The 21898-nt window shown below is 56.4% G+C and carries 16 protein-coding genes and 2 tRNA genes; 13 read left to right on the top strand and 5 right to left on the bottom strand.

The window, feature by feature from the left end; translation table 11 throughout:
- Position 1: 1 nt before the first annotated feature.
- Complete coding sequence (putA, locus tag MWU60_RS07590; protein ID WP_247226642.1) at positions 2 to 3475, bottom strand: bifunctional proline dehydrogenase/L-glutamate gamma-semialdehyde dehydrogenase PutA; 3474 nt, start codon at positions 3473 to 3475, stop codon at positions 2 to 4.
- A 105-nt stretch (positions 3476 to 3580) separates the two neighbouring features.
- On the opposite strand from putA, the gene MWU60_RS07595 reads away from it, so the two are divergent.
- From MWU60_RS07595 to MWU60_RS07610, 4 genes are all read left to right on the top strand, one after another.
- Entirely contained in the window at positions 3581 to 4072 is a 492-nt protein-coding gene (locus MWU60_RS07595; RefSeq protein ID WP_247226871.1) for an Lrp/AsnC family transcriptional regulator, read from the top strand.
- A gap of 37 nt (positions 4073 to 4109) precedes the next feature.
- Positions 4110 to 4649 carry a tetratricopeptide repeat protein gene (locus MWU60_RS07600; RefSeq protein ID WP_247226643.1) on the top strand — a complete coding sequence of 180 codons (540 nt, stop codon included), beginning with the start codon at positions 4110 to 4112 and terminating at the stop codon, positions 4647 to 4649.
- Between the two features lie 45 nt (positions 4650 to 4694).
- Positions 4695 to 4780, top strand: a tRNA-Leu gene (locus MWU60_RS07605).
- A 396-nt stretch (positions 4781 to 5176) separates the two neighbouring features.
- Positions 5177 to 5503 (top strand): hypothetical protein, encoded by a 327-nt coding sequence (locus tag MWU60_RS07610; RefSeq protein ID WP_247226644.1) that lies wholly within the window; start codon positions 5177 to 5179, stop codon positions 5501 to 5503.
- A gap of 138 nt (positions 5504 to 5641) precedes the next feature.
- Here MWU60_RS07610 and MWU60_RS07615 read toward each other — a convergent pair whose 3' ends face one another.
- Positions 5642 to 6553: a LysR substrate-binding domain-containing protein gene (locus MWU60_RS07615; protein WP_247226645.1), complete on the bottom strand. Its 912-nt coding sequence runs from the start codon at positions 6551 to 6553 to the stop codon at positions 5642 to 5644.
- A 358-nt stretch (positions 6554 to 6911) separates the two neighbouring features.
- Between MWU60_RS07615 and MWU60_RS07620 the strand changes: the two genes are divergently transcribed.
- From MWU60_RS07620 to MWU60_RS07640, 5 genes are all read left to right on the top strand, one after another.
- Positions 6912 to 7961, top strand: a complete 1050-nt coding sequence (locus MWU60_RS07620; RefSeq protein ID WP_247226646.1) for a TRAP transporter substrate-binding protein — start codon at positions 6912 to 6914, stop codon at positions 7959 to 7961.
- Between the two features lie 90 nt (positions 7962 to 8051).
- On the top strand, positions 8052 to 8855 hold the full coding sequence (locus MWU60_RS07625) for a TRAP transporter small permease subunit (RefSeq protein WP_247226647.1): 804 nt from the start codon (positions 8052 to 8054) through the stop codon (positions 8853 to 8855).
- A 3-nt stretch (positions 8856 to 8858) separates the two neighbouring features.
- Complete coding sequence (locus tag MWU60_RS07630; protein WP_247226648.1) at positions 8859 to 10307, top strand: TRAP transporter large permease subunit; 1449 nt, start codon at positions 8859 to 8861, stop codon at positions 10305 to 10307.
- 9 nt (positions 10308 to 10316) lie between these two features.
- Complete coding sequence (locus tag MWU60_RS07635; RefSeq protein ID WP_247226649.1) at positions 10317 to 11771, top strand: aldehyde dehydrogenase family protein; 1455 nt, start codon at positions 10317 to 10319, stop codon at positions 11769 to 11771.
- A 468-nt stretch (positions 11772 to 12239) separates the two neighbouring features.
- Positions 12240 to 12722, top strand: a complete 483-nt coding sequence (locus tag MWU60_RS07640; protein ID WP_247226650.1) for a hypothetical protein — start codon at positions 12240 to 12242, stop codon at positions 12720 to 12722.
- Positions 12723 to 13406: 684 nt separating this feature from the next.
- On the opposite strand, the gene MWU60_RS07645 is transcribed toward MWU60_RS07640, so the two are convergent.
- A tRNA-Ser gene (locus tag MWU60_RS07645) sits at positions 13407 to 13496 on the bottom strand.
- Positions 13497 to 13670: 174 nt separating this feature from the next.
- Here MWU60_RS07645 and MWU60_RS07650 point away from each other — a divergent pair.
- The 3 genes from MWU60_RS07650 (at position 13671) to MWU60_RS07660 (ending at position 19170) form a co-directional block, all read left to right on the top strand.
- A complete protein-coding gene (locus MWU60_RS07650) occupies positions 13671 to 14348 on the top strand; it encodes a hypothetical protein (protein WP_247226651.1) in 678 nt (225 codons plus the stop codon).
- Positions 14317 to 15783 carry a DNA polymerase Y family protein gene (locus MWU60_RS07655; RefSeq protein ID WP_247226872.1) on the top strand — a complete coding sequence of 489 codons (1467 nt, stop codon included), beginning with the start codon at positions 14317 to 14319 and terminating at the stop codon, positions 15781 to 15783. Before MWU60_RS07650 ends, MWU60_RS07655 begins: the two co-directional genes overlap by 32 nt.
- Positions 15784 to 15864: 81 nt before the next feature.
- Complete coding sequence (locus MWU60_RS07660; RefSeq protein ID WP_247226652.1) at positions 15865 to 19170, top strand: error-prone DNA polymerase; 3306 nt, start codon at positions 15865 to 15867, stop codon at positions 19168 to 19170.
- Positions 19171 to 19180: 10 nt separating this feature from the next.
- On the opposite strand, the gene MWU60_RS07665 is transcribed toward MWU60_RS07660, so the two are convergent.
- Both MWU60_RS07665 and MWU60_RS07670 read right to left on the bottom strand, forming a co-directional pair.
- On the bottom strand, positions 19181 to 19627 hold the full coding sequence (locus tag MWU60_RS07665; RefSeq protein ID WP_247226653.1) for a MarR family transcriptional regulator: 447 nt from the start codon (positions 19625 to 19627) through the stop codon (positions 19181 to 19183).
- 8 nt (positions 19628 to 19635) lie between these two features.
- Complete coding sequence (locus MWU60_RS07670; protein WP_247226654.1) at positions 19636 to 20775, bottom strand: twin-arginine translocation pathway signal protein; 1140 nt, start codon at positions 20773 to 20775, stop codon at positions 19636 to 19638.
- A gap of 158 nt (positions 20776 to 20933) precedes the next feature.
- Between MWU60_RS07670 and MWU60_RS07675 the strand changes: the two genes are divergently transcribed.
- Positions 20934 to 21830, top strand: coding sequence for a LysR family transcriptional regulator (locus tag MWU60_RS07675; protein ID WP_247226655.1), 897 nt, complete (start codon positions 20934 to 20936; stop codon positions 21828 to 21830).
- Positions 21831 to 21898 lie beyond the last annotated feature (68 nt).

The raw sequence follows: 21898 nt of genomic DNA on the forward strand, positions 1-21898 counted from the left end.
GTCAAGTCAAAGCTGGCCCGGCGACTTCTGCCAGAAGTGCGGCGTTGCCACCTGCTGCTGTCGTGTCAATGCAGACATGGCGTTCATGCAGTACATGAGCTGTGTCCGGCATACCTGTGACTAGCGCGGTGATGGGGCCTTTGCGTTCACTCAAAGCCACCTCGATCGCACGGCCCGTGTCGGTGTCGCCCCACCAGATGACACCACCCAATGGTGCGATGTCCCGTAGCGCGGTGACAGGCAGATCACCTTCCGTGCTGATGCCAATCCCGCCTAAAGCGCTGACAGCCGCGACCTGATCTTGGGCCGCCTTCGCACCTGGTCCCATGCACAGGATCGGCCCGCGCGGGTGTGTGCTGTGACGGTTGGACTCGCCAGTTGGTCCGGGCAGCTCTGTTGGCGTTGTCAAAGCAGGTTGGGACGCTTGTTCCATACGCCTTTGCAATGCTTTCATATCTGCTGCACCCGCCCAAAAGCCTGTTTCCTGCGGAGCGGCGTTGGCGGTAAACCGTGGTAGATAGTGCGGCCCACCCGCCTTTGGCCCTGTCCCGGATAACCCTTCACCGCCGAAAGGCTGACTGCCCACAACCGCACCGATCTGGTCGCGGTTGACGTAGATATTGCCAGCCTGAACCTTTTCCACAATCGTTTGAACCCGGTCATCAATCCGGGTGTGCAAGCCGAAGGTCAGGCCAAACCCGGTCGCGTTGATCGCATCAATGACGGCGTTCAGTTCAGACGCCTTGAAGGTGGCAACATGCAACACGGGGCCGAAAATCTCTTTCGTCATATCCGCGATGCCCGTCACCCGAATGGCTGTCGGGGCGATGAAATGCCCGGTTTTTGGAGCGTCTACCTGATGAATGATCCGGCCTTCTTGTTGGGCCTGAGCGATGTGATCAGCGATACTATTATGGGCCATGGTATCAATCACCGGACCTACATCCGTGGACAGATGCCACGGGTCGCCGACATGCAATTCGTCCATTGCGCCTTTGAGCATCGTCAGCAGATTGTCAGCGATGTCCTCTTGCACATAAAGACAGCGCAAGGCCGAGCAGCGTTGGCCTGCGGATTGAAACGCCCCGTTGATGATGTCGCGCACCGCATGTTCAGGCAAGGCGGTGCTGTCCACGATCATCGCGTTCAATCCGCCGGTTTCGGCAATCAAAGGAGTTCCGGGCGTGCAGTTCGCTGTCATATTGCTGCGGATTTTGAGTGCTGTCGCGGTAGATCCGGTGAAAGCCACGCCGTTGATCCTTGTATCTGCGGTGAGCGCTGCACCCACGTCGCCGCCACCCGGCAGCAGTTGCAATGCGTGGCGTGGCACGCCTGCTTCATGCAGCAGCGCGATAGCCCGTGTGGCGATCAGTGGCGTTTGTTCTGCGGGTTTTGCCAGCACTGCGTTGCCAGCGGCCAATGCGGCGGCAATCTGACCGGTAAAGATCGCCAGCGGGAAATTCCACGGGCTGATACAGGTCCAAATGCCGCGGGCCTGCTGGCCTTCCTGCGCCTGTGCGGCGTAGTAGCGCAAGAAATCCACGGCTTCGCGGAGTTCAGCAACCGCGTCAGGCAAGGCTTTGCCAGCCTCACGACACAGGATCGCGAAAATCTCATCTGCATGAGCCTCATAGGCATCGGCAGCGGCATTCAGCGCCTGCGCGCGTGCTTTCACGTCAACCGCCCAAGGTGCGGCGTGTTCAAGTGCGCTGGCAATGTCTTCAGCGTCCGCGTTTTGCACGTGTCCAACAGTATCACCCGGTTTTGCCGGGTTGGTGATTGGGGTCCGATCTTGAAGCCTCCGGCCGGAGTTTTCGGGGCAAGATGATAGTGCGGGTGTGGCATCCCATTGCGCGGTTTGATGGGGTCCGCGCCCTTTTGATACCTCTTCGAGCGTGGGGGCATGTGTCAGATCCCAGCCTTGGGAGTTTACGCGTTCTGGCTGGTAGAGGTTCGGTCCGGTTCGCAGGTCGGGGCCATGCCCGATGCTATCGAACGGGCAGGCGGCGACAACCTGCGGTGGGACATCCTCATCAACGATCTGGTTCACAAAGCTTGAGTTTGCGCCATTTTCCAGCAGCCTGCGCACCAGATAGGCCAACAAATCCTCATGTGCGCCAACGGGCGCATAAATGCGGCAGCGCGTTTTTTCTGCTTGTAAGACGATGGTATGCAATGTCTCGCCCATGCCATGCAGGCGCTGGAATTCATAATCATCGCTGTTGCGTCCCAATTGCTGCGCGATATCCAGAACGGCGGCAACTGTGTGGGCGTTATGTGTGGCGAATTGCGGGTAAATCCGGTCCGTCATTTCCAGCAGCTTGCGGGCGTTGCTGATATAGCTGATGTCCGTGTGCTGCTTTGCTGTGAAGACAGGAAAGCCGTCGATCCCTTCGACTTGCGCACGTTTGATCTCGGCGTCCCAATATGCGCCTTTCACAAGGCGGATCATGATCTTGCGATCCATGCGCGTTGCCATGTCATGCAGGCAGTCGATGACCAATGGCGCGCGCTGGCCGTAGGCTTGTACGACAATGCCAAAACCGTTCCAACCGGCTAACGCCGGCTCCGACAGAACGGCCGCGATCACATCAAGCGACAGGGAAAGTCGGTCCGCTTCTTCAGCGTCGATATTGAACCCCATGCCCGCCGATTTGGCGAGCATGGCCAGTGCACGCACGCGCGGTACCAGCTCTTCCATTACGCGGGCTTCTTGCGCAACTTCGTAGCGGGGGTGCAATGCAGAGAGTTTAACGGAAATACCGGGGTTTTCAGCCACGCTATCATGCGTGCAATGTTCTGCAATCGCGCTGATCGCGCGGGAGTAGGCGAGGTGATAGCCTTTTGCATCGGCGTCGGTGCGGGCCGCTTCGCCAAGCATATCATAGCTGTATGTAAAGCCCTTGGCTTGCATACCTTCGGCACGCTTCATGGCTTTGCTGATGTCTTCGCCCAGCACAAACTGGCGACCCATCTCGCGCATGGCGCGGGCGACAGCGGTGCGAATTACAGGCTCGCCCAGACGTTTGACTGCGCTGCGCAGATGCCGGGTCAGTCCGGGTTGTTCATCATCAAGGACGCGGCCCGTCAACATCAGAGCCCAGGTGGACGCGTTGACCAGCGATGACGCGGAATGGCCCAGATGCTTGCCCCAGTCAGAAGGTGCAATTTTGTCTTCGATCAGCTCGTCCATCGTTTCGGCGTCCGGGACGCGCAAAAGCGCCTCGGCCAGACACATCAATGCGATTCCTTCATCGGTTGATAACCCGTATTCGGCCAAAAACACTTCCATCAGGCCGGGGTCGGCGCTGGTGCGGATTTGTGTGACCAGATCAGCGGCGCGATGTGAAATCCGGGCGCGGTCCGCATCAGACAGGTTTGCTGACGCCACAAGGGCCGCAACGGTGGCTTCTTCATCCTTATACATGGACAGATCAATCTGGTGGCGCAAATCGGTGCTGTGATCGCGAGGCATGGCAGGCTCCTGAATGGGTTAGCCTATTATAGGTGATTCAGAATAGCCAATCTGCCTGCAATATGTCAGATTGGCAGGTAACCTGACTTATTGAGGGGCTATATTGTGGCCGAAAAGCTTTCTGATCTCGACGTCTTTGATCGTAAGATTCTTGATATCCTCACCGTCGAAGGGCGCATCAGCGTGACCGAGCTTGCCCGCCGTATCGGGTTGTCAAAATCACCCACGCAGGCACGGTTGAAACGGCTGGAGGATCAAGGCGTCATTCGCGGATACCGCGCGATCTATGACCCCATTCGGTTGAATCGCGACCACGTTGCTTTTGTTGAGGTCAAGCTGTCAGATACGCGAGAAACCGCGCTGGCTGCGTTCAATAATGCGGTGCTGCTGGTGCCTGAAGTTGAACAGTGTCACTTGATCGCAGGGGCGTTTGACTATCTGTTGAAGGTGCGCACGGCGGGCATGACGGGTTATCGCGCTGTCCTGGCTGAGAAAATATCAACCTTGCCGCATGTGGCGAACACCTCAACCTATGTCGCAATGCAGGCCGTGAAAGAAGAAGGGTTGTCCCCGTTGGCGCCGGGAACAGGGACGTGACTTGACGGCATGAGGCTGCGGCGCAAATACTCAAGTCATGAAATGGATATTCTCGCTCTGCCTGATGGCATCGCCCGCTTTTGCCCAAACATGCCCAGCTGTGACGGATCACAGCCAGAGGCTTGCTGAGATTGTGGAAGAGTTGGGCGCTTCGCGCGGCGAGGGCGACGCACGGGTGCTGACCCAAGAACTGTGGTCGCTTTGGACGGATGCGCCAGATGAACTTGCGCAGGCGATGCTGGACGAAGGTATGTCGCGGCGGTCCAGCTTCGATTTTCTAGGTGCACGCGACGTGTTGGGCCGTTTGATTGAGTACTGTCCTGACTATGCCGAAGGCTACAATCAGCGCGCTTTTGCAAGTTACCTTGCGCAAGACTTTGATGCAGCTCTAACTGATCTTGACCGCGCGCTTGAGATCACGCCCAACCATATCGCAGCACTGTCTGGCAAAGGGCTGACGTTGATGGGGTTGGGACGCAATGATGAGGCGCAAGACGTTCTGCGGTCTGCTGTCGAAATGAACCCTTGGCTGCAAGAACGGGTCCTGCTGGTCGAACCAATCGGCCGCGACCTCTGATCACTGCTTGCTCACGCTGGCGGGTGCGCATAGGAATAGCACCGTGCCCGCGTGGTGGAATGGTAGACACTGGAGACTTAAAATCTCTTGGCCGTAAGGCCGTGCCGGTTCGAGTCCGGCCGCGGGCACCACCTATCAAATACGACTGATATGATCAGCGCCATTTGCCGCCACGCGATAGCATGTCGTCGTCGCCAAAAATGGGGCTGGCTTGCCACATTTTGTCGGATCACCGCAGGTTTGCTGCGCTGTTGACGGTCCGGCGCGCACGCGGAGGAGGTGTGCATCCCTTACGATTGCTGCATAACGTGTCGCGGAATGGCGGCGGACGTATCAAATCAGGCGAATGCCGAGAACAATGCCTCCAATCTCTGGCGCTTTGTTTGGAAACTGCGATCAGTCATGAATTGAACGATCCCTTGCCCCATTGTTCCCGCAAATCTGAATCAAGGATTACGCATTGATCGTGCGATGCGGCCCCCCGTGCGTCGGCCCGATCAAGTGATTTAATTGGTAAGGAGATAACAATGATCAAGCCCATCACATTCGCCGCAGCTGCAGCCATCTGTGCAGTCAGCACCGCAGCAACCGCGGGTAGCGAAAACCAGCAGCCCGCTTATGTCAACGACATGCCTTTTCCGGCTGAAATGGCGACTTACACGCCGCGCGTCATCTTTGGTGATCTGCCGTTTCAGGACCTATCAAACGGCTTTCAGATCGCCGTGTTTGACGACATGCCATTTCCTACAGACATGAAAGCCTATGTGCCCATCCGCAACTACGCCGACATGCCGACACGCGCGGATGTCCTTGCCAACAACTCTGATCAGGCAATGCTGCTCATCAGCAATTAAGCAGATTCCAGACCGATAGCTTATCGGATTGAAATCAGCGGACATATGTAGGGCTGGCAGTCAAATGCCGGCCCTTCGTTTATTCAGGTGCAAGAAGCTCGCGGTAACTGCGTCGTCCGATTTACGCTAGGTCCATAGTCATAAGGCCTTTGCGACCGGCATTTCGGCAAAAGCTGCACGGATCAAGCGCATAAGCTGTTCAGAATAATTATGCTGCACATACCCTTTTTCTGCAATGATCCCGATTGATCGCGCGGCTTCCGGTTCGGCAAAAGGGACGACACGAAAACCGTCGAATGTGGCCATTTCGATGGCAATGGACGGCAGTAAGGCAATCCCGAGCCCTGCGTTGGCTAAGCTAAGGGCTGTGAACGCATTTTGTAGCTCGTAGGCGATATTCAGCGTCAGGTCCTTGCGGTACAGGATGTCATCGATCAGTGCTCGGATGGCGGTTGATTGATCCAACACGATAATGGGTACGTCCAAGAGGTCGTGAAAACTGATCACGGCCTTCCCGTTATCGTACTCGGGCGGGACGCAGGCCAAAAGCGGTTCAGTGGCCAGCTTTTCAAAGGTGAATGTTTTCAGGTCCGACACGGTGGGCCCCACATAAAACTCTGCGACTTGCCGTTCCAGAATTTCCAATGCGGTCGCAGGTGGTGCTTCGATCAAGCGTACGCTGCTGTCGGGAAAACGCCTGCGAAACATGGTCAGCACGCTGCCAACCCGTTTGGGTGCCAGAGTGGCTGCGCATGCGATGGTGACGGTTGATTGTCGCATCGCTGCGATATCTGACAACGACCGGAACCCATCGTCAATATCCCGCATGGCCCGTTCCGTTTTTTCAAACAGCATCTGTCCGTTGGGTGTCAGTGTTACGTTCTTTGACCGGCGCACGAAAAGCCGCATACCAACCTGATCTTCAAGTTCCTTGATCTGCATGCTGATGGCCGCGCTTGAACGGCGGGCAGCTTCGGCCGCACGCCGAAAGCTTCCCAGCTTGGCGACTAACAGGAACGACTGGAGCAACTTGAGGTTGATATCGGACATTGTCTTCTTCGCTTTTGGTTCGGAATAGTATCATCCTTTGTATTTTCTTAAGGAGCAATAAGATTTTCTGAACGAAATGATGTGAAATCGGGCTTACAGAATGAAAAAAGTCGTCAATAGTGGTGGTCCATAACGTGAGGGGAGAGCGTTCGCAGGTTTGAAGGGCGACGATGTTGGGAGGCACGTCAGCGCTTTTGTGCAAACCTTTGATGCAGATCAAGAAATTGCTGTCCTGTTTCACATAGCCAGAGGTTCAGTACCTTGGGCAAAGATAAGTCGGCGTAGTGGTCATACGCCGATGATTGTAAAAATTGACCAAAAGGTCCCATTGAAGGGACGATATTCTGGGAGGAATACGATGAAGACTAAAGTAATCGCAGCTGGCGTTGCCGCCGTTATGGCAACAGGCGGTACCGCACAGGCGCAAGAAGTGTTAGAAATGACATCTGCGTTCTCGCGCAATTTGCCGATCCTCGGCACGGCTGGTGTCGACTTTGTCGAAAAGATCAACAGCATCTCGACCGAAGTTGAGTTTGAGCATTTTGATCCTGGCGAACTGGTACCAACACTAGAAGCGCTTGATGCGGTTTCTAGCGGTTCTGTGGATGCGGCCTACACGACATCTGGTTACTGGCAGGGTAAGATCACGTCCGCGTCGCTCTTTGCTGCTGTGCCATTTGGTCCCGAAGCGGGCGAATTCCTTGCATGGATGCTGTATGACGACGGCGCCGAGCTTTTCCAGCGCATGTATGACGAGAACGGCTATAACGTGAAGGTCATGCCTTGCGGCATTATTGCACCAGAAACATCCGGTTGGTTTAAAGAGCCTATCGAAAGCGTCGCTGACCTTGAGGGTCTGAACATGCGCTTCTTTGGTCTGGGTGCCGAAGTCATGCAGCGTTTGGGCGTATCAACATCGCTTCTGGCGGCTGGCGACATCTTCCCGGCACTTGAGCGTGGCGCGATTGATGCGACAGAATTCTCTATGCCGCTGATCGACCAGCGTCTGGGTTTCTACAACATCGCATCCAACAACTACTTCCCCGGCTGGCACCAGCCTGCGACGATGTTTGAGCTTTTGATCAACAAAGATCGTTGGGACGATCTGGACGAGTTGTCGCAAAACCAAATTGAAATCGCGTGCTTGGCCAATATCACGACCAACTATGCCGAAGGTGAAGCCAAGAACTTTGCGGCAATGATCGCAAACGTTGAAGAGAACGGCGTGACGATCCGTCAATGGCCAGATGAAATGCTGACCACATTCGAATCCACATGGAATGAGGTTGCAGCTGAGCTGGCCGCTGAAGACGAGTACTTCAAGCTGGTATGGGACGACCTTCAGGAGTTCCGCGCAGGCTATAAGACATGGGTCAACAACATCTACCTGCCACGTCCACGGCAGTAAGCGCTGTGTTGAATTGAAACGTGCAAAGGGGCGGGCAACGGTCCGCCCCTTTGTTTGCAAGACACACGCCATCGGAAGGGACCCCGTGTTATGGAATCACCAGAAGAAATTGTCGCTGTATCTGACCCCGGCGAGGTGGGACGCGCCGAACACAATCGTGGAGATCGCTTTGTTGTGCAGATGTCCAATATCGCGGCATGGCTGTTTCCGATCCTGATGCTGGCGATTACCGCGCAAGTGATCTTGCGCAACTCTGGCATGAACCAAGCATGGCTCGATGACCTCCAGTGGTGGCTTTATGGCGCTGCCGTTTTGATGGGCGTCGGGTATGCGGTCACGACAGACAGCCACGTCCGCGTTGATATCTTGTACGATGGCTTTCCCATCGAGAAGAAAACCCGCATCAATATCTTTGCCATCGGCTGGCTTTTCTTGCCCTTCATCGTTTTGTCATGGGACGTGACTTTTGACTATGCGCTGGGATCTTTGCGTGCCGACGAAGGTTCGAGCAGCCCCAACGGCCTTCATAATCTTTGGATCATCAAAGTCTTCATGAACATGTCGTTCGTATTCGTGGCAATCGCGTGTTGGTCCGCAGTTGTACGCAACCTGGCCCGACTGCATCCGCCCAAACTTTGGCGACAGCTTTGGGCGACCTTCCCAGGAACCTTTTTGATGATCAACTTGGCGATCTACTATGGCCTGTATGGGGTCATGTCGGTGTTCGCGGAAGACGGTGCGACATCGCGGGATATCAGCCGTGGTCCCGGCTTTGGATCACTTGAATTCGGCAATTATGAATTGACCTACACCGTCATCGCGGCACTGATTGTGACGCCAGTTCTTGTCTTTGTCCTGCGCGCTATGGACCCCACACGCAAGAGCGGAGCGTAATCCATGCTTTCATTTGTTGGACAATACCTCACCCTGAACGAAGTGGCGGTTATCGCCATGTTCATCACGTTTATCTGGATGCTGTTCCGCGGCATCCCGGTTGCGATGGCGCTGGTCGGTGTCAGCCTTGTCTTTGTCTTGGTTGCCGAAACATTCCTTGATCCGAACCGCAGCTATTTTCGTGATATCATCGAGTTTGATCGCACCGGCATCGACTACCAGCGCTTAGGCGCACTTTCGAGCCGGATATTCGGCAGTACGGTCAACAACCCTGTTTTGGTCGCCTTGCCGATGTTTATCTTCATGGGGCTGATGCTGGACCAATCCGGTGTGGCGCAGCGCATGATGCATTCGATGCAAAAGCTGTTTGGCAGCTTGCGCGGCGGTCTGTCGCTGACGGTTCTTCTGATCGGTATCATCCTTGCCGCGTCAACGGGCGTGATCGGTGCGTCGGTTACACTGCTTGGCGTGATGGCTTTGCCGGCGATGATGGAGCAAAAATACTCCAAACCCATTGCCACTGGCACAATCGCCTCTGCTGGGACATTGGGGATTCTGATCCCGCCGTCCATCATGTTGGTAATTATGTCCGATCAATTGGCAATCAGCCTTGGTGATCTGTTCATGGGCGCGCTGATCCCCGGTTTGATCCTTGGTGCGCTCTACATCACATTCATCGTGGTCTACGGTTTGATCAAGCCTGGCGCGATGCCTGTGCCGGAAAAGACAGAAGAGGTCGGCTGGCCCGTCATCAAAGAAGTGCTGTTGGCCGTCATCCCCCCAATGATCCTGATTTTGCTTGTGCTGGGCTCTATCTTTGCCGGTATCGCGACACCGACCGAAGCCTCTGGTCTTGGTGCATTGGGTGCGACGGGCCTTGCGCTGTTCAATGGTCGCCTGAACATGAAAGTTCTGCGTGAGGTCAGCCGGTCTACCTTGAATACCTCGGGCTACATCGTGGGTATCTTCCTTGCGGCGAACTTCTTTGCCTTCATCCTGCGCCGTTATGGCGGGGATGAGATTATCGAAGGGCTGGTTCTGTCGGTCTTTGATGACCCTTATATGATCATCCTGTTTATCTTGTTTATCGTGTTCCTGCTGGGCTTCCTGCTGGACTGGATCGAGATCACGATCATCATCATGCCACTGATGCTGCCGATCATTCAGGGGCTTGGGATCGAAGCAGATATTCCTGATTATGGGCAGGTCGCAGCACCGGTCATTACATGGTTCGCGATCCTTGTGGCGGTGACGTTACAAACCTCGTTCCTGACCCCTCCGGTGGGCTTTGCGCTGTTCTACCTCAAAGGCGTTTGCCCACCCGGTGTAACCATTGGTGACATCTATAAAGGCGTGATCCCGTTTGTGATGTTGCAACTCTTGGGTCTCTTCATTGTGTTCGAGTTCCCTTGGCTGGTCACATGGCTGCCTTCGGTGGCTTACGGCAACTGACGCAAAAAGATGTCAGTCAGGCCGCTTAACATCGACCCAAGCAACTGCTTCATCGCAGGGGCTTGGGGCGCTCCGCTTTCAGGGGAAACACTTCCGCTGATTAACCCCTCAGACGGCAGCACCCTTTGCGAAATTGCGCGCGGGCAGGCGGCAGATATCAACGCCGCGGTCGCCGCAGCGGATGCTGCTTTGTCGGGCAAATGGGGCAAGGCGACTGCGGCTGAGCGTGGCCGTCTGTTGGCCAAGATTGGTCGTGCTGTGTTGGACCATGTCGATGAACTTGCCCGATTGGAAGCAATGGATGTTGGCAAGCCGCTGAAACAAGCGCGAGCTGATGTGCTGGCATTGGCCCGTTACATGGAATTCTATGGCGGTGCCGCCGATAAGGTGCATGGTGAAACGATCCCCTATCTGGATGGTTACACCGTCTACACGCTTCGCGAACCACATGGGGTCACCGGGCACATCATCCCGTGGAACTATCCCATGCAAATCATCGGACGATCCGTGGGGGCCGCTTTGGCGATGGGCAATGCCTCTGTGTTAAAGCCTGCGGAAGAAGCCTGCCTGACGGCACTGGCATTCGCCGAGATCGCGCATAAGGCAGGGTTGCCTGACGGGGCTTTGAACGTTGTGCCGGGGCTGGGGGCTGAAGCGGGTGCTGCGCTTTCTGCCCACAAGGGCGTGAACCATATCTCATTCACCGGATCGGTCGGGGTCGGCAAACTGATCCAGCAATCAGCCGGTACAAATGTCGTGCCTGTGACGCTTGAGTTGGGCGGCAAATCGCCCCAGGTGGTGTTCAATGATGCTGATATCAATGCAGCGCTGCCGTTTCTTGTGAACGCAGGCATTCAGAACGCGGGGCAAACCTGTTCCGCGTCGTCGCGCATCCTGGTTCAACACGGCGTTTACGATCAGGTTGTGACTGCAATGGCGGAACGCTACGGGCAACTGCGCACGGGCCCAGCGATGGCTGATCTTGATGTCGGGCCTCTGGTGTCCAACCGGCAGAAAGAAATTGTCGAAGGATTCCTGTCGCAAGGCGAGGACCTTGAAGTGGTCGGGCGGGGGCAGATCGTCACAGATGCGCCAACAGGCGGGGCTTATGTCGCGCCAACGCTTTTCACCGATGTCGCCCCCGATCATGCACTGGCCCAGAAAGAGATTTTTGGCCCCGTCCAAGTGATCATCCCGTTCGCGGATGAAGCCGAAGCCGTCGCTATCGCGAATGGCACCGATTTCGGGTTGGTCGCATCCTGCTGGTCCGAAAACGGCGCACGGCAAATGCGGATGGCACGGGCACTGCGGGCCGGGCAGGTGTTTATCAACAATTACGGTGCAGGCGGAGGGGTCGAGTTACCATTTGGCGGAACAGGCCTGTCGGGCCATGGCCGTGAAAAGGGGTTCGAAGCGCTCTATGGCTTTTCCGTACTCAAGACGATCGCGGCGCGGCACGGCTGATTGCGGTCACTTTCCCTATGTGACTTTTCCTACAGACCACGTGCGTCAATCGGGCGATAGCTACGATGTCGATAATTGGTGCTGGGTTGGGAAGTGGTTATGAAGCCGGCCGCATATGAAGCTGATGTCATTGCTAAGGTGGCGGACAGGTTTGATTTGCAGAAGTGGATTAACGTTATGACCTTGTTTAGAAAGTTCCATTACCACGGTCGCAGGTCAATTTGGCGGCTTGAAATCGACCACGTGGCGTGTGGACGTCTGCGTTTGTGAAAGATGAAGGTGGTAGTGATGCGGCGGCGGCAGTGCAAAGCGCAAAGATATTCGTTACGGGCATTGAGCATGCCAGACGATGCTTTTGATTTGTGGCAAAGGCGAACAAATTCTTTGCACATTTTCGCCACATTTGCTAAAAAGCACGTATTGATTTTCTAGATTTGGTAAAAATGCATGTTGCGTTATGATTTTAAAATGTTTTCTGCTGACTGCTCGCAGGACGCCCTTGAAAACACAGCAGATAGGTCGGTCACCAATCAGGGTGAGGTCAGGTCAAATGCCGTGGTGGCGGTGTTTCGCGATCAAGAAACGGCTGACGCTGTAACCTCATCACCTCCTATCGTACGGTTGTTTCTGGAAGAGGCTGGTTTTGGACTGACCCCCGCCACTATTGAGAATGCTGAAGATTATGTTCCACCTGCGGATATGAGCATGCGGCGTACATTGGTTGAGCAGGTGACTCTTGCGCTGTCTAACCGTGCGCTGAAGAAGGCGCTCGCGCGGGCTGCCAAAGACAGTGAATTTGATGTTGCTGCGTTTATTGCAGCGGTGGTGTCAAAAGAACCATCTGACGCGGCCAGCAAAAGCGAAGAATTCAAGCGCAAAAGCCCGGTCATGCCCCGCCGACCTTACCAGCTGCGCGGCAAAGGCATCAAAAGCAGGATGCGCCCCTGCTAAATTGTCGGTCTTGGCTGGATAACAAAGTTGAGACAGTATCGCCCAATCATAGGCGCAACGTGTGTCTACAAGTGACGTTACTTAGCTTGTGTTAAAGCGGTCAGCGTCCGCAGACCATATGGTCTGCGTTGTTGAATGTCACTGAGAACGGACCCGGTGTTGTTACCGAGATTTGATCCGCTTTTGACGATTATCAGCAGTTATGTTTTGGTCAATGTGGCGTTTGCCTTCGTTGTTTTCTTTGCAGCGTCTGAACTAGCCTTGAAGCGTGCTTTCTCCAGGTATTTCAAGACAGCACTCGTAGTCTGGAATCTGTATTTATCTTGTTCTGTTAGATCGGGGATGGAGTCTGGGACATGGCTCCAAGCATCAAGCCTACAGTCACGGCTTTCTTGGCGCCGCTTCGCTTGGTCTTCCCGATGTTCTTTGGTGCCTTCGCAATGCCGCCGCGTTCTTGGATGAGACGCAGCAATCGCTCTCAAGTCTTGTTTGACATTGGAGATTCTGCTGTCAGATCGCGGACGTCACTTGCCCTGATTAGAGCATTCATCTCAGAAGCAGTGGTTTCCGGCGGGAACCCACACTGTAACACGCACAATCCACCTTTTCGCGCCAGATTGATCAACAAAAATAGTCCCATAAGGGGTTGAATGAGTCCCAACAGAACTGAATGAAAGTGGTGGGTGGCGGAGACGAAGGGATTCGAACCCTCGAACGAGTTTCCCCGTTACTCCCTTAGCAGGGGAGCGCCTTCGACCACTCGGCCACGTCTCCGCTGACGCGTCTAGCAGGAACAAACTTAGGATCACAAGTGTAAACTGATCTGTATGCTGTTTTGTCAGCGCCCTGATCGTGCAGTTATACTCCACCGTGTCCCGGGCATTGCGAAAAACGGAAAGATGAAATAGAACAAATAGTGAACATTAAAATGGATTCGGTGTGTCGTGTATGGGTTTGCTTCGTATGCACAAAGGTTTGGCGGGGCAGGGCGATCACCCTGCTGCAATGACCCACACCCTGTCAGAAGCGTTTCCTTGCACACCCAACGATGCCGGTGCGCTTGGGTTCATCCTGTCCCGTTTACCCTGCACAACCGCACCTATCCTCTGGGTGCAGGACCGGCTGTCGCGCAAGGAGGCCGGGCGTCCTGCGCTGGCCGGGATGCCGGCCAACCGCCCTGTGATCATGGTCGATCTTTCGCGCGCTTCAGACGTGCTTTGGGCGATGGAAGATGGGTTGCGCTGCCGCGCTCTGGGGGCCGTTATTGGCGAGATTTGGGGCGATCCACCGGCACTCGATTTTACCGCCACCAAGCGATTGGCCATGCGCGCCGAGGCCGCAGATGTGTCTTGCTGGCTGATCCGCCGCGCCGCCAGCCCCGATCTGAGTGCCGCGCGCGACCGTTGGCGTATCGCCAGTTTGCCGTCGGCCCCACATCCGCACGACGCACAGGCGCCGGGGCATCCGCGCTGGGCGCTCGATCTGTTCCGTTCGCGCCGGTCCAAACCCGGCCAATGGGTGGCCACCTATGACCGGGCGTCGGATCGTGTCGATCTGTCTGCCCCAGTTCGCGATCGAACGGTGGACCCGCGTGATGGAACGGTGCGGGAACGCGCCGCCGGATGATGTTCCTGTGGTGCTGGCCCGCGAAGGACAGCATGGGCCGGTTATTCATGCGGCCAACCGCACCGCCCGGATTGAGGGCATTCTGCCGGGGTCCCGTGTGGTGGATATGCGCGCGATTTGTCCCGAATTGCAGGTCGAATATGCCGATGTGGCGGGGGATCATGCGGCCCTTGATCGGCTGGTGCTTTGGGCGCGGCGCTGGTGCCCTTGGACGGTGCGTGATGGCGATGATGGGCTGATTTTGGATACCACCGGGGCGGATCACCTGTGGGGCGGTGAAGCTGCGATGCTGGTTGAGATGGAAACGCAGCTGTCCTTGCTGGGGCTGACGGCGCAGTTGGCGGTCGCGCCGACTTGGGCGGCGGCTTGGGCTTTGGCCCGGTTCGGCCCTGTGCGGTCTATCTGCGGCCCGGATGAGGCATATTTCAAGTTAGGGCCTTTGCCCGTGACGGGGCTGCGCTTGGATGATCCAACGGTTCTTTTGCTGCGTCGTTTGGGGTTGAAAACGATTGGTGCGGTCATGGATGTCCCGCGCCTGTCGCTGACCCGCCGTTTTGTGAAAGCGGGGTTGCAGGCCAATCCGCTGATGCGGCTGGATCAGATGATGGGAAAACTGGCTGAACCCGTCTCAAGCGTGGATGCAAAGCCGGTCATTCGGGTGCAGGCGCGTTTGGCAGAACCAATCTTTGATCCGACGCCCTATCTTCCTGATCTGTGCGAAGATCTATGCGCCCAGCTCAAACAGGCTGGCATGGGGTGTCGCCGCCTACATCTGACCGTCTATAAAACCGATGGCGATGTCAGCCATGTGGATGTGGCCACCTCGGCGACCACCCGCGATGCGGCCCATCTGCATAGTTTGTTCCGTGATAAGGTTGAGCGGATCAATCCCGGTTTTGGCTTTGATTTGATCACGCTTGCCGCCGGTGCTGTGGAAGAAATGCAAGAGCGGCAGAACCGTCTGGATGGTGGGTCTGATGATGATCTGCACCTGACCCGGTTGATTGATCGCCTCAGCGCAAAGTTTGGCCCGCATGCTGTAACCCGGCCAATTCTGCGCCAAAGCCATGTGCCAGAACGGGCTGAGGCGCAGATTGCGGCCCTCGCGGATCAGCCTGAAGAGGGGGGCGTTCTCACCAAGGAACGCCCGTTGCGTTTGCTGGATCATCCCGAAGAGGTGCGCGTGCTTTATGCGGTCCCCGAAGGTCCGCCTGCGCAGTTTGTCTGGCGCAGGCAAACCCACCGTGTTGCCCGTTATGCCGGGCCAGAGCGGATCGCGCCGGAATGGTGGAAAGACCGCCCGGGGACGCGTTTGCGCGATTACTTCAAGGTTGAGGATCAGACGGGGCTGCGGCTCTGGCTTTACCGCGAAGGCTTGCATGAGGATGGCCGCGGCGGTGATCCGCGTTGGTTTGTGCATGGGATGTTTGCCTGATGCTGTGGCGCGATCACAAAACACGCCAGTGGCGTGTTTTCGCGTCGCACGGGCGGAGCCCTGACAGGCATGGAGGTGTCCATGCCTGAAATGGACAATCAACGCCCAAGGCGCACGATTGAAGACGATGGCTTCACCCCAAACCCGTGCGCGGCCTTTGTAGAACTTGGCGTGACCACATGCTTTTCCTTCCTGCGCGGGGCGTCAGATGCGGTTGACCTTGCGACGACGGCCAATGTGCTGGGATACGATAAACTGGGCTGTGCCGACCTCAACACGATGGCGGGGGTCGTGCGGTTGCATGCCGAAGCATTGAAGGCGCAGATCACGCCGGTCATCGGCTGCCGCTTGCAGCTGACGACGGGCGAAGAATTCCTTGCCTACCCACGCGACCGCGCGGCTTATGGGCGGCTGTGTACGCTGCTTTCAAAAGGAAAGATGCAGGATGTTGATGGCGCATGGCAGGCCAAGGGCCAATGCGACATTACGCTGGATGATCTGGCCAAGCATAGCGCAGGCGTGCAGTTGATTGCCTTGCCGGGTCCCGACCTTGATCATTTCAGCGCCGGGTTCAGCCGCCTCAAACGCGCGCTGCCAACGCTGCAACATATCGCGGCCAGCTACCTTTATCGCGGCGATGACAGGGCGCGGATCAACCGGCTTGATACGCTGGCCCGCGCCAACGGTATGTCCATTCTGGCGACGAACGATGTGCATTATCACGCCCCGGACCGCCGCCCTTTGCAGGATGTGATGACCTGCATTCTGCACAAAACCACGATCCAGAAAGCAGGCTTCTTGCTGGATGCCAACGCCGAACGGCACCTGAAATCGCCTGCGCAAATGGTGCGGCTCTTTGCGGAATGGCCGCATGCCATTCAAGCCACCCGCACCGTGGCGGATGCCTGCAACTTCGACCTGCGCGAACTGGCCTATGAATACCCGCAGGAAACCGTGCCAGAGGGGCGGACCCCGCAGGAATATCTTGAGGAACTGACGTGGGAAGGGGCCAAATGGCGCTATCCCAATGGTGTGCCCGAGACACTCAAGACCACCTTGCGCAAGGAACTGACCTTGATCGCCAAGCTGGAGATCGCGCAGTATTTCCTGACGATCCATCAGATCGTGAACTACGCCCGCTACGAATGCGATCCACCAATCCTGTGTCAAGGCAGGGGATCAGCGGCAAATTCCGCCGTGTGTTACGTGCTTGGTGTTACCGCCGTAGACCCCGACAAAAACGACCTGCTGTTTGAACGGTTTATCAGCGAAGAACGCAAAGAACCCCCCGATATCGACGTCGACTTCGAACATGAACGGCGCGAGGAGGTGATCCAGCACATCTACGACAAATACGGGCGCGACCGCGCGGCCCTTTGTGCCACCGTGATCCACTACCGCCCCCGTATGGCGGTGCGCGAGGTGGGCAAGGTCATGGGCCTGTCCGAGGATATCACCACGGCATTGTCCAAAACGATCTGGGGGTCATGGGGCCGCGAAGTGGGGGCGAAGGAAGCGGCAGAGGCGGGGATTGATCTGCGTGATCCGCTGATGGCGCGCACCATCAAACTGGCCGATCAGATGATCGGGATGCCGCGTCATCTGGGCCAGCATGTTGGCGGCTTTATCTTGACCGAGAAAAAGCTGACCCAGACGGTGCCCATCGGCAACGGCGCCATGCCGGAGCGCAGTTTCATCGAATGGGACAAGGACGATATTGATGAGCTGCGCATTCTGAAGGTCGATGTGCTGGCGCTGGGGATGCTGACCTGTATCCGCAAAGCCTTTGATCTGATTGATGCGCATTATGGGAAACGGTTCACGCTTGCCAGCATCCCCCAGGAAGACCCCGTCACCTATGACATGCTGTGCAAGGGCGACAGTCTGGGGGTGTTTCAGGTCGAAAGCCGCGCACAGATGAACATGCTGCCCCGGCTGAAACCGCGTGAGTTCTACGATCTGGTCATTCAGGTCGCCATCGTCCGCCCCGGCCCGATTCAAGGGGATATGGTGCATCCGTATCTGCGCAGGCGTAGCGGGATCGAGCCTGAGGACTACCCTTCCCCGGGGCCAGAACATGACCCTGATGAGCTGCGCAAGGTGTTGCAGCGCACCAAAGGTGTCCCGATTTTCCAGGAACAAGCGATGAAGGTCGCGATGGTTGCAGCAGAGTTTTCGCCTGATGAAGCCAATCAGCTACGCAAGGCGATGGCGACCTTCCGGTCGCGCGGTACGATTGGCGAACTGGAAGAGAAAATGGTCGGCCGCATGATCCGGCGCGGCTATGATCCTGAATTTGCACACCGCTGTTTCAACCAGATCAAGGGCTTTGGTGATTACGGCTTTCCCGAAAGCCATGCCGCCAGTTTTGCGCATCTGGTCTATGTCTCTAGCTGGATCAAATGCCACTACCCGGATGTCTTCTGCGCGGCCCTGCTGAATGCGCAACCGATGGGGTTTTACGCCCCCGCCCAGATCGTCCGCGATGCGCGCGAGCACGGTAAAATCGTGCGTGCGCCGGATGTCAATTACAGCGATTGGGACAATACGCTTGAACCCATTGCCCCCGGTCAATTCGCTGTACGTCTGGGTCTGCGTCAGATTGATGGTGTCCGTCAGGATATGGCGCAGCGCATTATGGATGCACGCGTATCTCCGTTTGAAGATCTCAAAGACCTCAAAAAGCGCGCAAAACTGGATGCAGGCACGATGCGCAAGCTGGCGGCGGCGGATGCGGTAAGGTCAATGACATTGGACCGCAGGCAGGCGCTGTGGGATGCGCGGGCCTTGCGTGATGCGCCGGATCTGCCGTTGTTTGCAGAGGAAAAGGATGAAGGGGCCGAGGTCCGGTTCGATCTGCCACAAATGCCTATTTGCGAACATGTGGTTGCCGATTATCAGACGACCCGCCTTTCTTTGAAGGCGCATCCCATGTCATTTTTACGCAAGAGCATGGACAAACAGGGCTACACCCCGACCCGCATGCTGGAGCATTTGCGCAATGGTCAGAAAATCAAACTCGCCGGGATTGTGTTGATCCGCCAACGTCCCGGCAGTGCCAAGGGCGTGTGCTTTATCACGGTTGAGGATGAGACAGGTGTCGCCAATCTGGTGGTCTGGCCCAAAGTGATGGAGGCTTTTCGCAAGGTCATCATGCGCGCCCGTGTGATTGATGTGGCAGGGGTGGTGCAGCGCAGCGAAGACGTGATCCATGTGGTCGCCAATCATCTGACCGACCGGAGTGACGCGCTGGAAAGGCTGTCGCATGATCAGATGGAACCGCCCTTGGCACATGCCGATGAGGTCAGGAAATCCATCCCGCATGATCCCCGTGGAAGGCATCCCCGCGATGTGCGGGTGATCCCGAAGTCGCGGGATTTTCATTGATCAACTGCGTTTACAAACCACGATTTTCGTCCAGATATGTCCGAATTCTCTCAAGCGCGGGCAGTAGCGGTATGATCGCGTCCTCACCCAGATCACCGACCATTTTCGCCAATGGCTCGGCCATCGCATCAATCGCCGTCGCTTGCATTTCGCGCCCTGCATCCGTCAGAAAGACAACCTTGCTGCGTCCGTCCGTTTCGTGGGGTGCCATGCGGATCAGGCCCCGCTTTTCCAACACGGCAAGCGTGTGGGTCATTGTTGTCTTGGGCACCTGAAACGCATTGGCGATGGCAAGGGGTGTTTTGCCATCGCCCAGTCTGACAAGGTGATTGAGCACCGAAAAATGCGAGATATGCAGTCCATCAGGCAAACGGGCCTGAAACACCGCACTGCTGAGCTGGTTGATAATGCCAACTTCGTTAAAGAGTTGAAACAACGCGCGATGATCGTCGCCCATAATATCCCTTACACAAGTTTCGCCTCCAGCGGCCAACGCGGGCTGCGTCCGACTTCAATACCATAGCCTAACCGGCACAGCATTTGCACGGTCTCGCCTTCTGTCGCAAGCATCTGGTGCACTTTGGCATAGTGATCTGCCATTTCAGGGTATTCCTGTAAGGCCTGACTAAGCGGTTGCATACTGACCCCTTGGGACGTAGCCGCAAGGTTCAGGCGCACCCAGTCACGGCCCGCGTTGATTTGATCCACGCGTGTATTGCCTGCGGTGGCCTGCCACAAATGACCCATGGCCGTGTCGGTATTTTCAAGAACTGCCACTTTACCCTGCGCAAACATCGTAGACGACGTATCCAGCGTGCCTTCGCGGGTCATCAGGCCAAAGGCACCGAGCGTTTCAAACATCGGTCCGGAAAAGTCGATCCCGTCGGGGTTCGCCTCAACCTCGGCCTTGCCGATCCGGAAGAGATCAACGCTTTCCTTGAACGTATGCGGCGTGTCGATCTCTATGACCAAGGCCTCATTGGTTAAGGTCCGCAGCGCTGCAATGCTTTGGGCTGAGGCATCACCGGCAACACGGCTGCCATGGACCGCTGCACTGGCGATGGCGGCAATGGTTTCAGGTGCAACGGTGCGTGTCGTGTCAAAAGGTTCTTTGTTGGATCGTCGCTGCATCACGTGTTGGAACAGGGGGTCCTTTGCCTGATTTGGGTCCTGTCGGAAGGTGGCGATTGCAACCGGCCGATCATCCAGCCCGGACAGGTCGGAACCTTGCGGAAAAAGCTCCAGATCGACGGCATAGCCATCTTCGGCGGCCGCCATGACCATCAATTCAAGAAAGCAGCCCAGCCCGATTGTGATCTGGCGGTTCAGCGGATCGGTGTGCGGCAACAACCGTTCGGTATCTACGGTCAAAATCACCTGATCCGGCGTCGACAAATCCACCATCCAAGGTTGGCGGTTGTGGGGGTTTGGGGCAAGGATTGCATAAGACAGTGCCCGTTTGCGCGGTTCACTGTAGATCACGCCTGCCTGATCCCAAGGTGCGATCGCGGCGGATGGTGTGCGGCTGGCAATTGTGCCGACTGTCGCAGTTGCGGCAACGATGATGCCACCACCAGACAGGGCAAGGAACTTACGTCTATTCATCGGTCATCTCCATATAATTCGATATCGCACTATATAGTACGACATCGAATTATAATCAAGCCGTTGATTGTGGCTTTGTCGCGAGCCGTGTGTAAACGGCTGTTCTAACCCGCCTTTTGACCTTATCCATATGGAAAATGTCCGTCAGAAAGCCCCTTATGCGCTTCAACCTTAAACAACTCGAAGCCTTTGTCTGGGTCGCCGATCTGCAAAGTTTTCGGCGCGCAGCAGAACGACTGAATACGACGCAGCCCAACATTTCGGCCCGCATTGCCGGACTTGAACAGGCGCTTGGTACAACATTGATGACACGCGATGCGGGGTCTGTGCGGCTGACGGGCAAAGGGCAAGACCTGCTGACACATGCGCGCCGGGTGCTAGACGCCACTGATGCTTTGGTCGCTGCGGCAGATCAGAAAAGCCTGATTGAGGGCACACTGCGCCTTGGCGTGACCGAGATGATCGTGCACACATGGCTGCGCGCCTATTTGCGTCAGTTAAAGCAGGTCTATCCCCGGTTGTCGGTCGAACTCACGGTCGATTTTTCCGTCAATCTGGAAAAAGGTCTTGCTGAACGTAGCCTTGATCTGGCCTTGCAGAATGAGCCGTTTAGCCGCCTTGCGACGGGTCAGATTGAAATCGGCGCCTATGAATTGATCTGGGTCGCATCGCCTGATGTGGTGCCCGAAGACACACTCACGATTGAGGCGCTGGCCGCGCAGCCGATCCTGACCCACGCCCGCGACACCCGGCTTTATGAAGAGGTTGCGGCGTATTTTGCCGCGCGCCGCGATTTATCCCCATGCCTTGTGCCATCGACCAATCTTGCGGCCTGCCAAACCATGAGCGTCGATGGCATGGGCGTCGCTATCCTACCAGCGGCGATGGTCGCGCAAGACATCCAGACGGGTGCTTTGAAGCAGATTGACCATGCATGGACACCGGAACCCTTGCATTTTTTTGCGCGTTACGATGCCGAGCGCGCGCCGCGGTTGGTAGCTGACGCTGCTGCAATTGCAGTGCAGGTTGCTCAAGACTTCGATCAGCAATCTTGATCTTATAAATCGTATTATTCAATTGGCGGTGATCATCCTCCTGTCCTAACCTTGTTCTCAAATGTCGA

The sequence above is a fragment of the Yoonia sp. F2084L genome, from assembly GCF_023015625.1.
Taxonomy (GTDB): Bacteria; Pseudomonadota; Alphaproteobacteria; order Rhodobacterales; family Rhodobacteraceae; genus Yoonia.

Excerpts from the sequence above, each read along its gene's own strand:
- putA (WP_247226642.1), bottom strand. The coding sequence starts at position 3,475 with ATGCCTCGCGATCACAGCACCGATTTGCGCCACCAGATTGATCTGTCC.
- MWU60_RS07640 (WP_247226650.1), top strand. The coding sequence starts at position 12,240 with ATGTTTTCTGCTGACTGCTCGCAGGACGCCCTTGAAAACACAGCAGAT.
- MWU60_RS07655 (WP_247226872.1), top strand. The coding sequence starts at position 14,317 with ATGGAACGGTGCGGGAACGCGCCGCCGGATGATGTTCCTGTGGTGCTG.
- MWU60_RS07620 (WP_247226646.1), top strand. The coding sequence starts at position 6,912 with ATGAAGACTAAAGTAATCGCAGCTGGCGTTGCCGCCGTTATGGCAACA.
- MWU60_RS07625 (WP_247226647.1), top strand. The coding sequence starts at position 8,052 with ATGGAATCACCAGAAGAAATTGTCGCTGTATCTGACCCCGGCGAGGTG.
- MWU60_RS07660 (WP_247226652.1), top strand. The coding sequence starts at position 15,865 with ATGCCTGAAATGGACAATCAACGCCCAAGGCGCACGATTGAAGACGAT.
- MWU60_RS07600 (WP_247226643.1), top strand. The coding sequence starts at position 4,110 with ATGAAATGGATATTCTCGCTCTGCCTGATGGCATCGCCCGCTTTTGCC.
- MWU60_RS07635 (WP_247226649.1), top strand. The coding sequence starts at position 10,317 with ATGTCAGTCAGGCCGCTTAACATCGACCCAAGCAACTGCTTCATCGCA.
- MWU60_RS07675 (WP_247226655.1), top strand. The coding sequence starts at position 20,934 with ATGCGCTTCAACCTTAAACAACTCGAAGCCTTTGTCTGGGTCGCCGAT.
- MWU60_RS07610 (WP_247226644.1), top strand. The coding sequence starts at position 5,177 with ATGATCAAGCCCATCACATTCGCCGCAGCTGCAGCCATCTGTGCAGTC.
- MWU60_RS07615 (WP_247226645.1), bottom strand. The coding sequence starts at position 6,553 with ATGTCCGATATCAACCTCAAGTTGCTCCAGTCGTTCCTGTTAGTCGCC.
- MWU60_RS07630 (WP_247226648.1), top strand. The coding sequence starts at position 8,859 with ATGCTTTCATTTGTTGGACAATACCTCACCCTGAACGAAGTGGCGGTT.
- MWU60_RS07650 (WP_247226651.1), top strand. The coding sequence starts at position 13,671 with ATGGGTTTGCTTCGTATGCACAAAGGTTTGGCGGGGCAGGGCGATCAC.
- MWU60_RS07665 (WP_247226653.1), bottom strand. The coding sequence starts at position 19,627 with ATGGGCGACGATCATCGCGCGTTGTTTCAACTCTTTAACGAAGTTGGC.
- MWU60_RS07670 (WP_247226654.1), bottom strand. The coding sequence starts at position 20,775 with ATGAATAGACGTAAGTTCCTTGCCCTGTCTGGTGGTGGCATCATCGTT.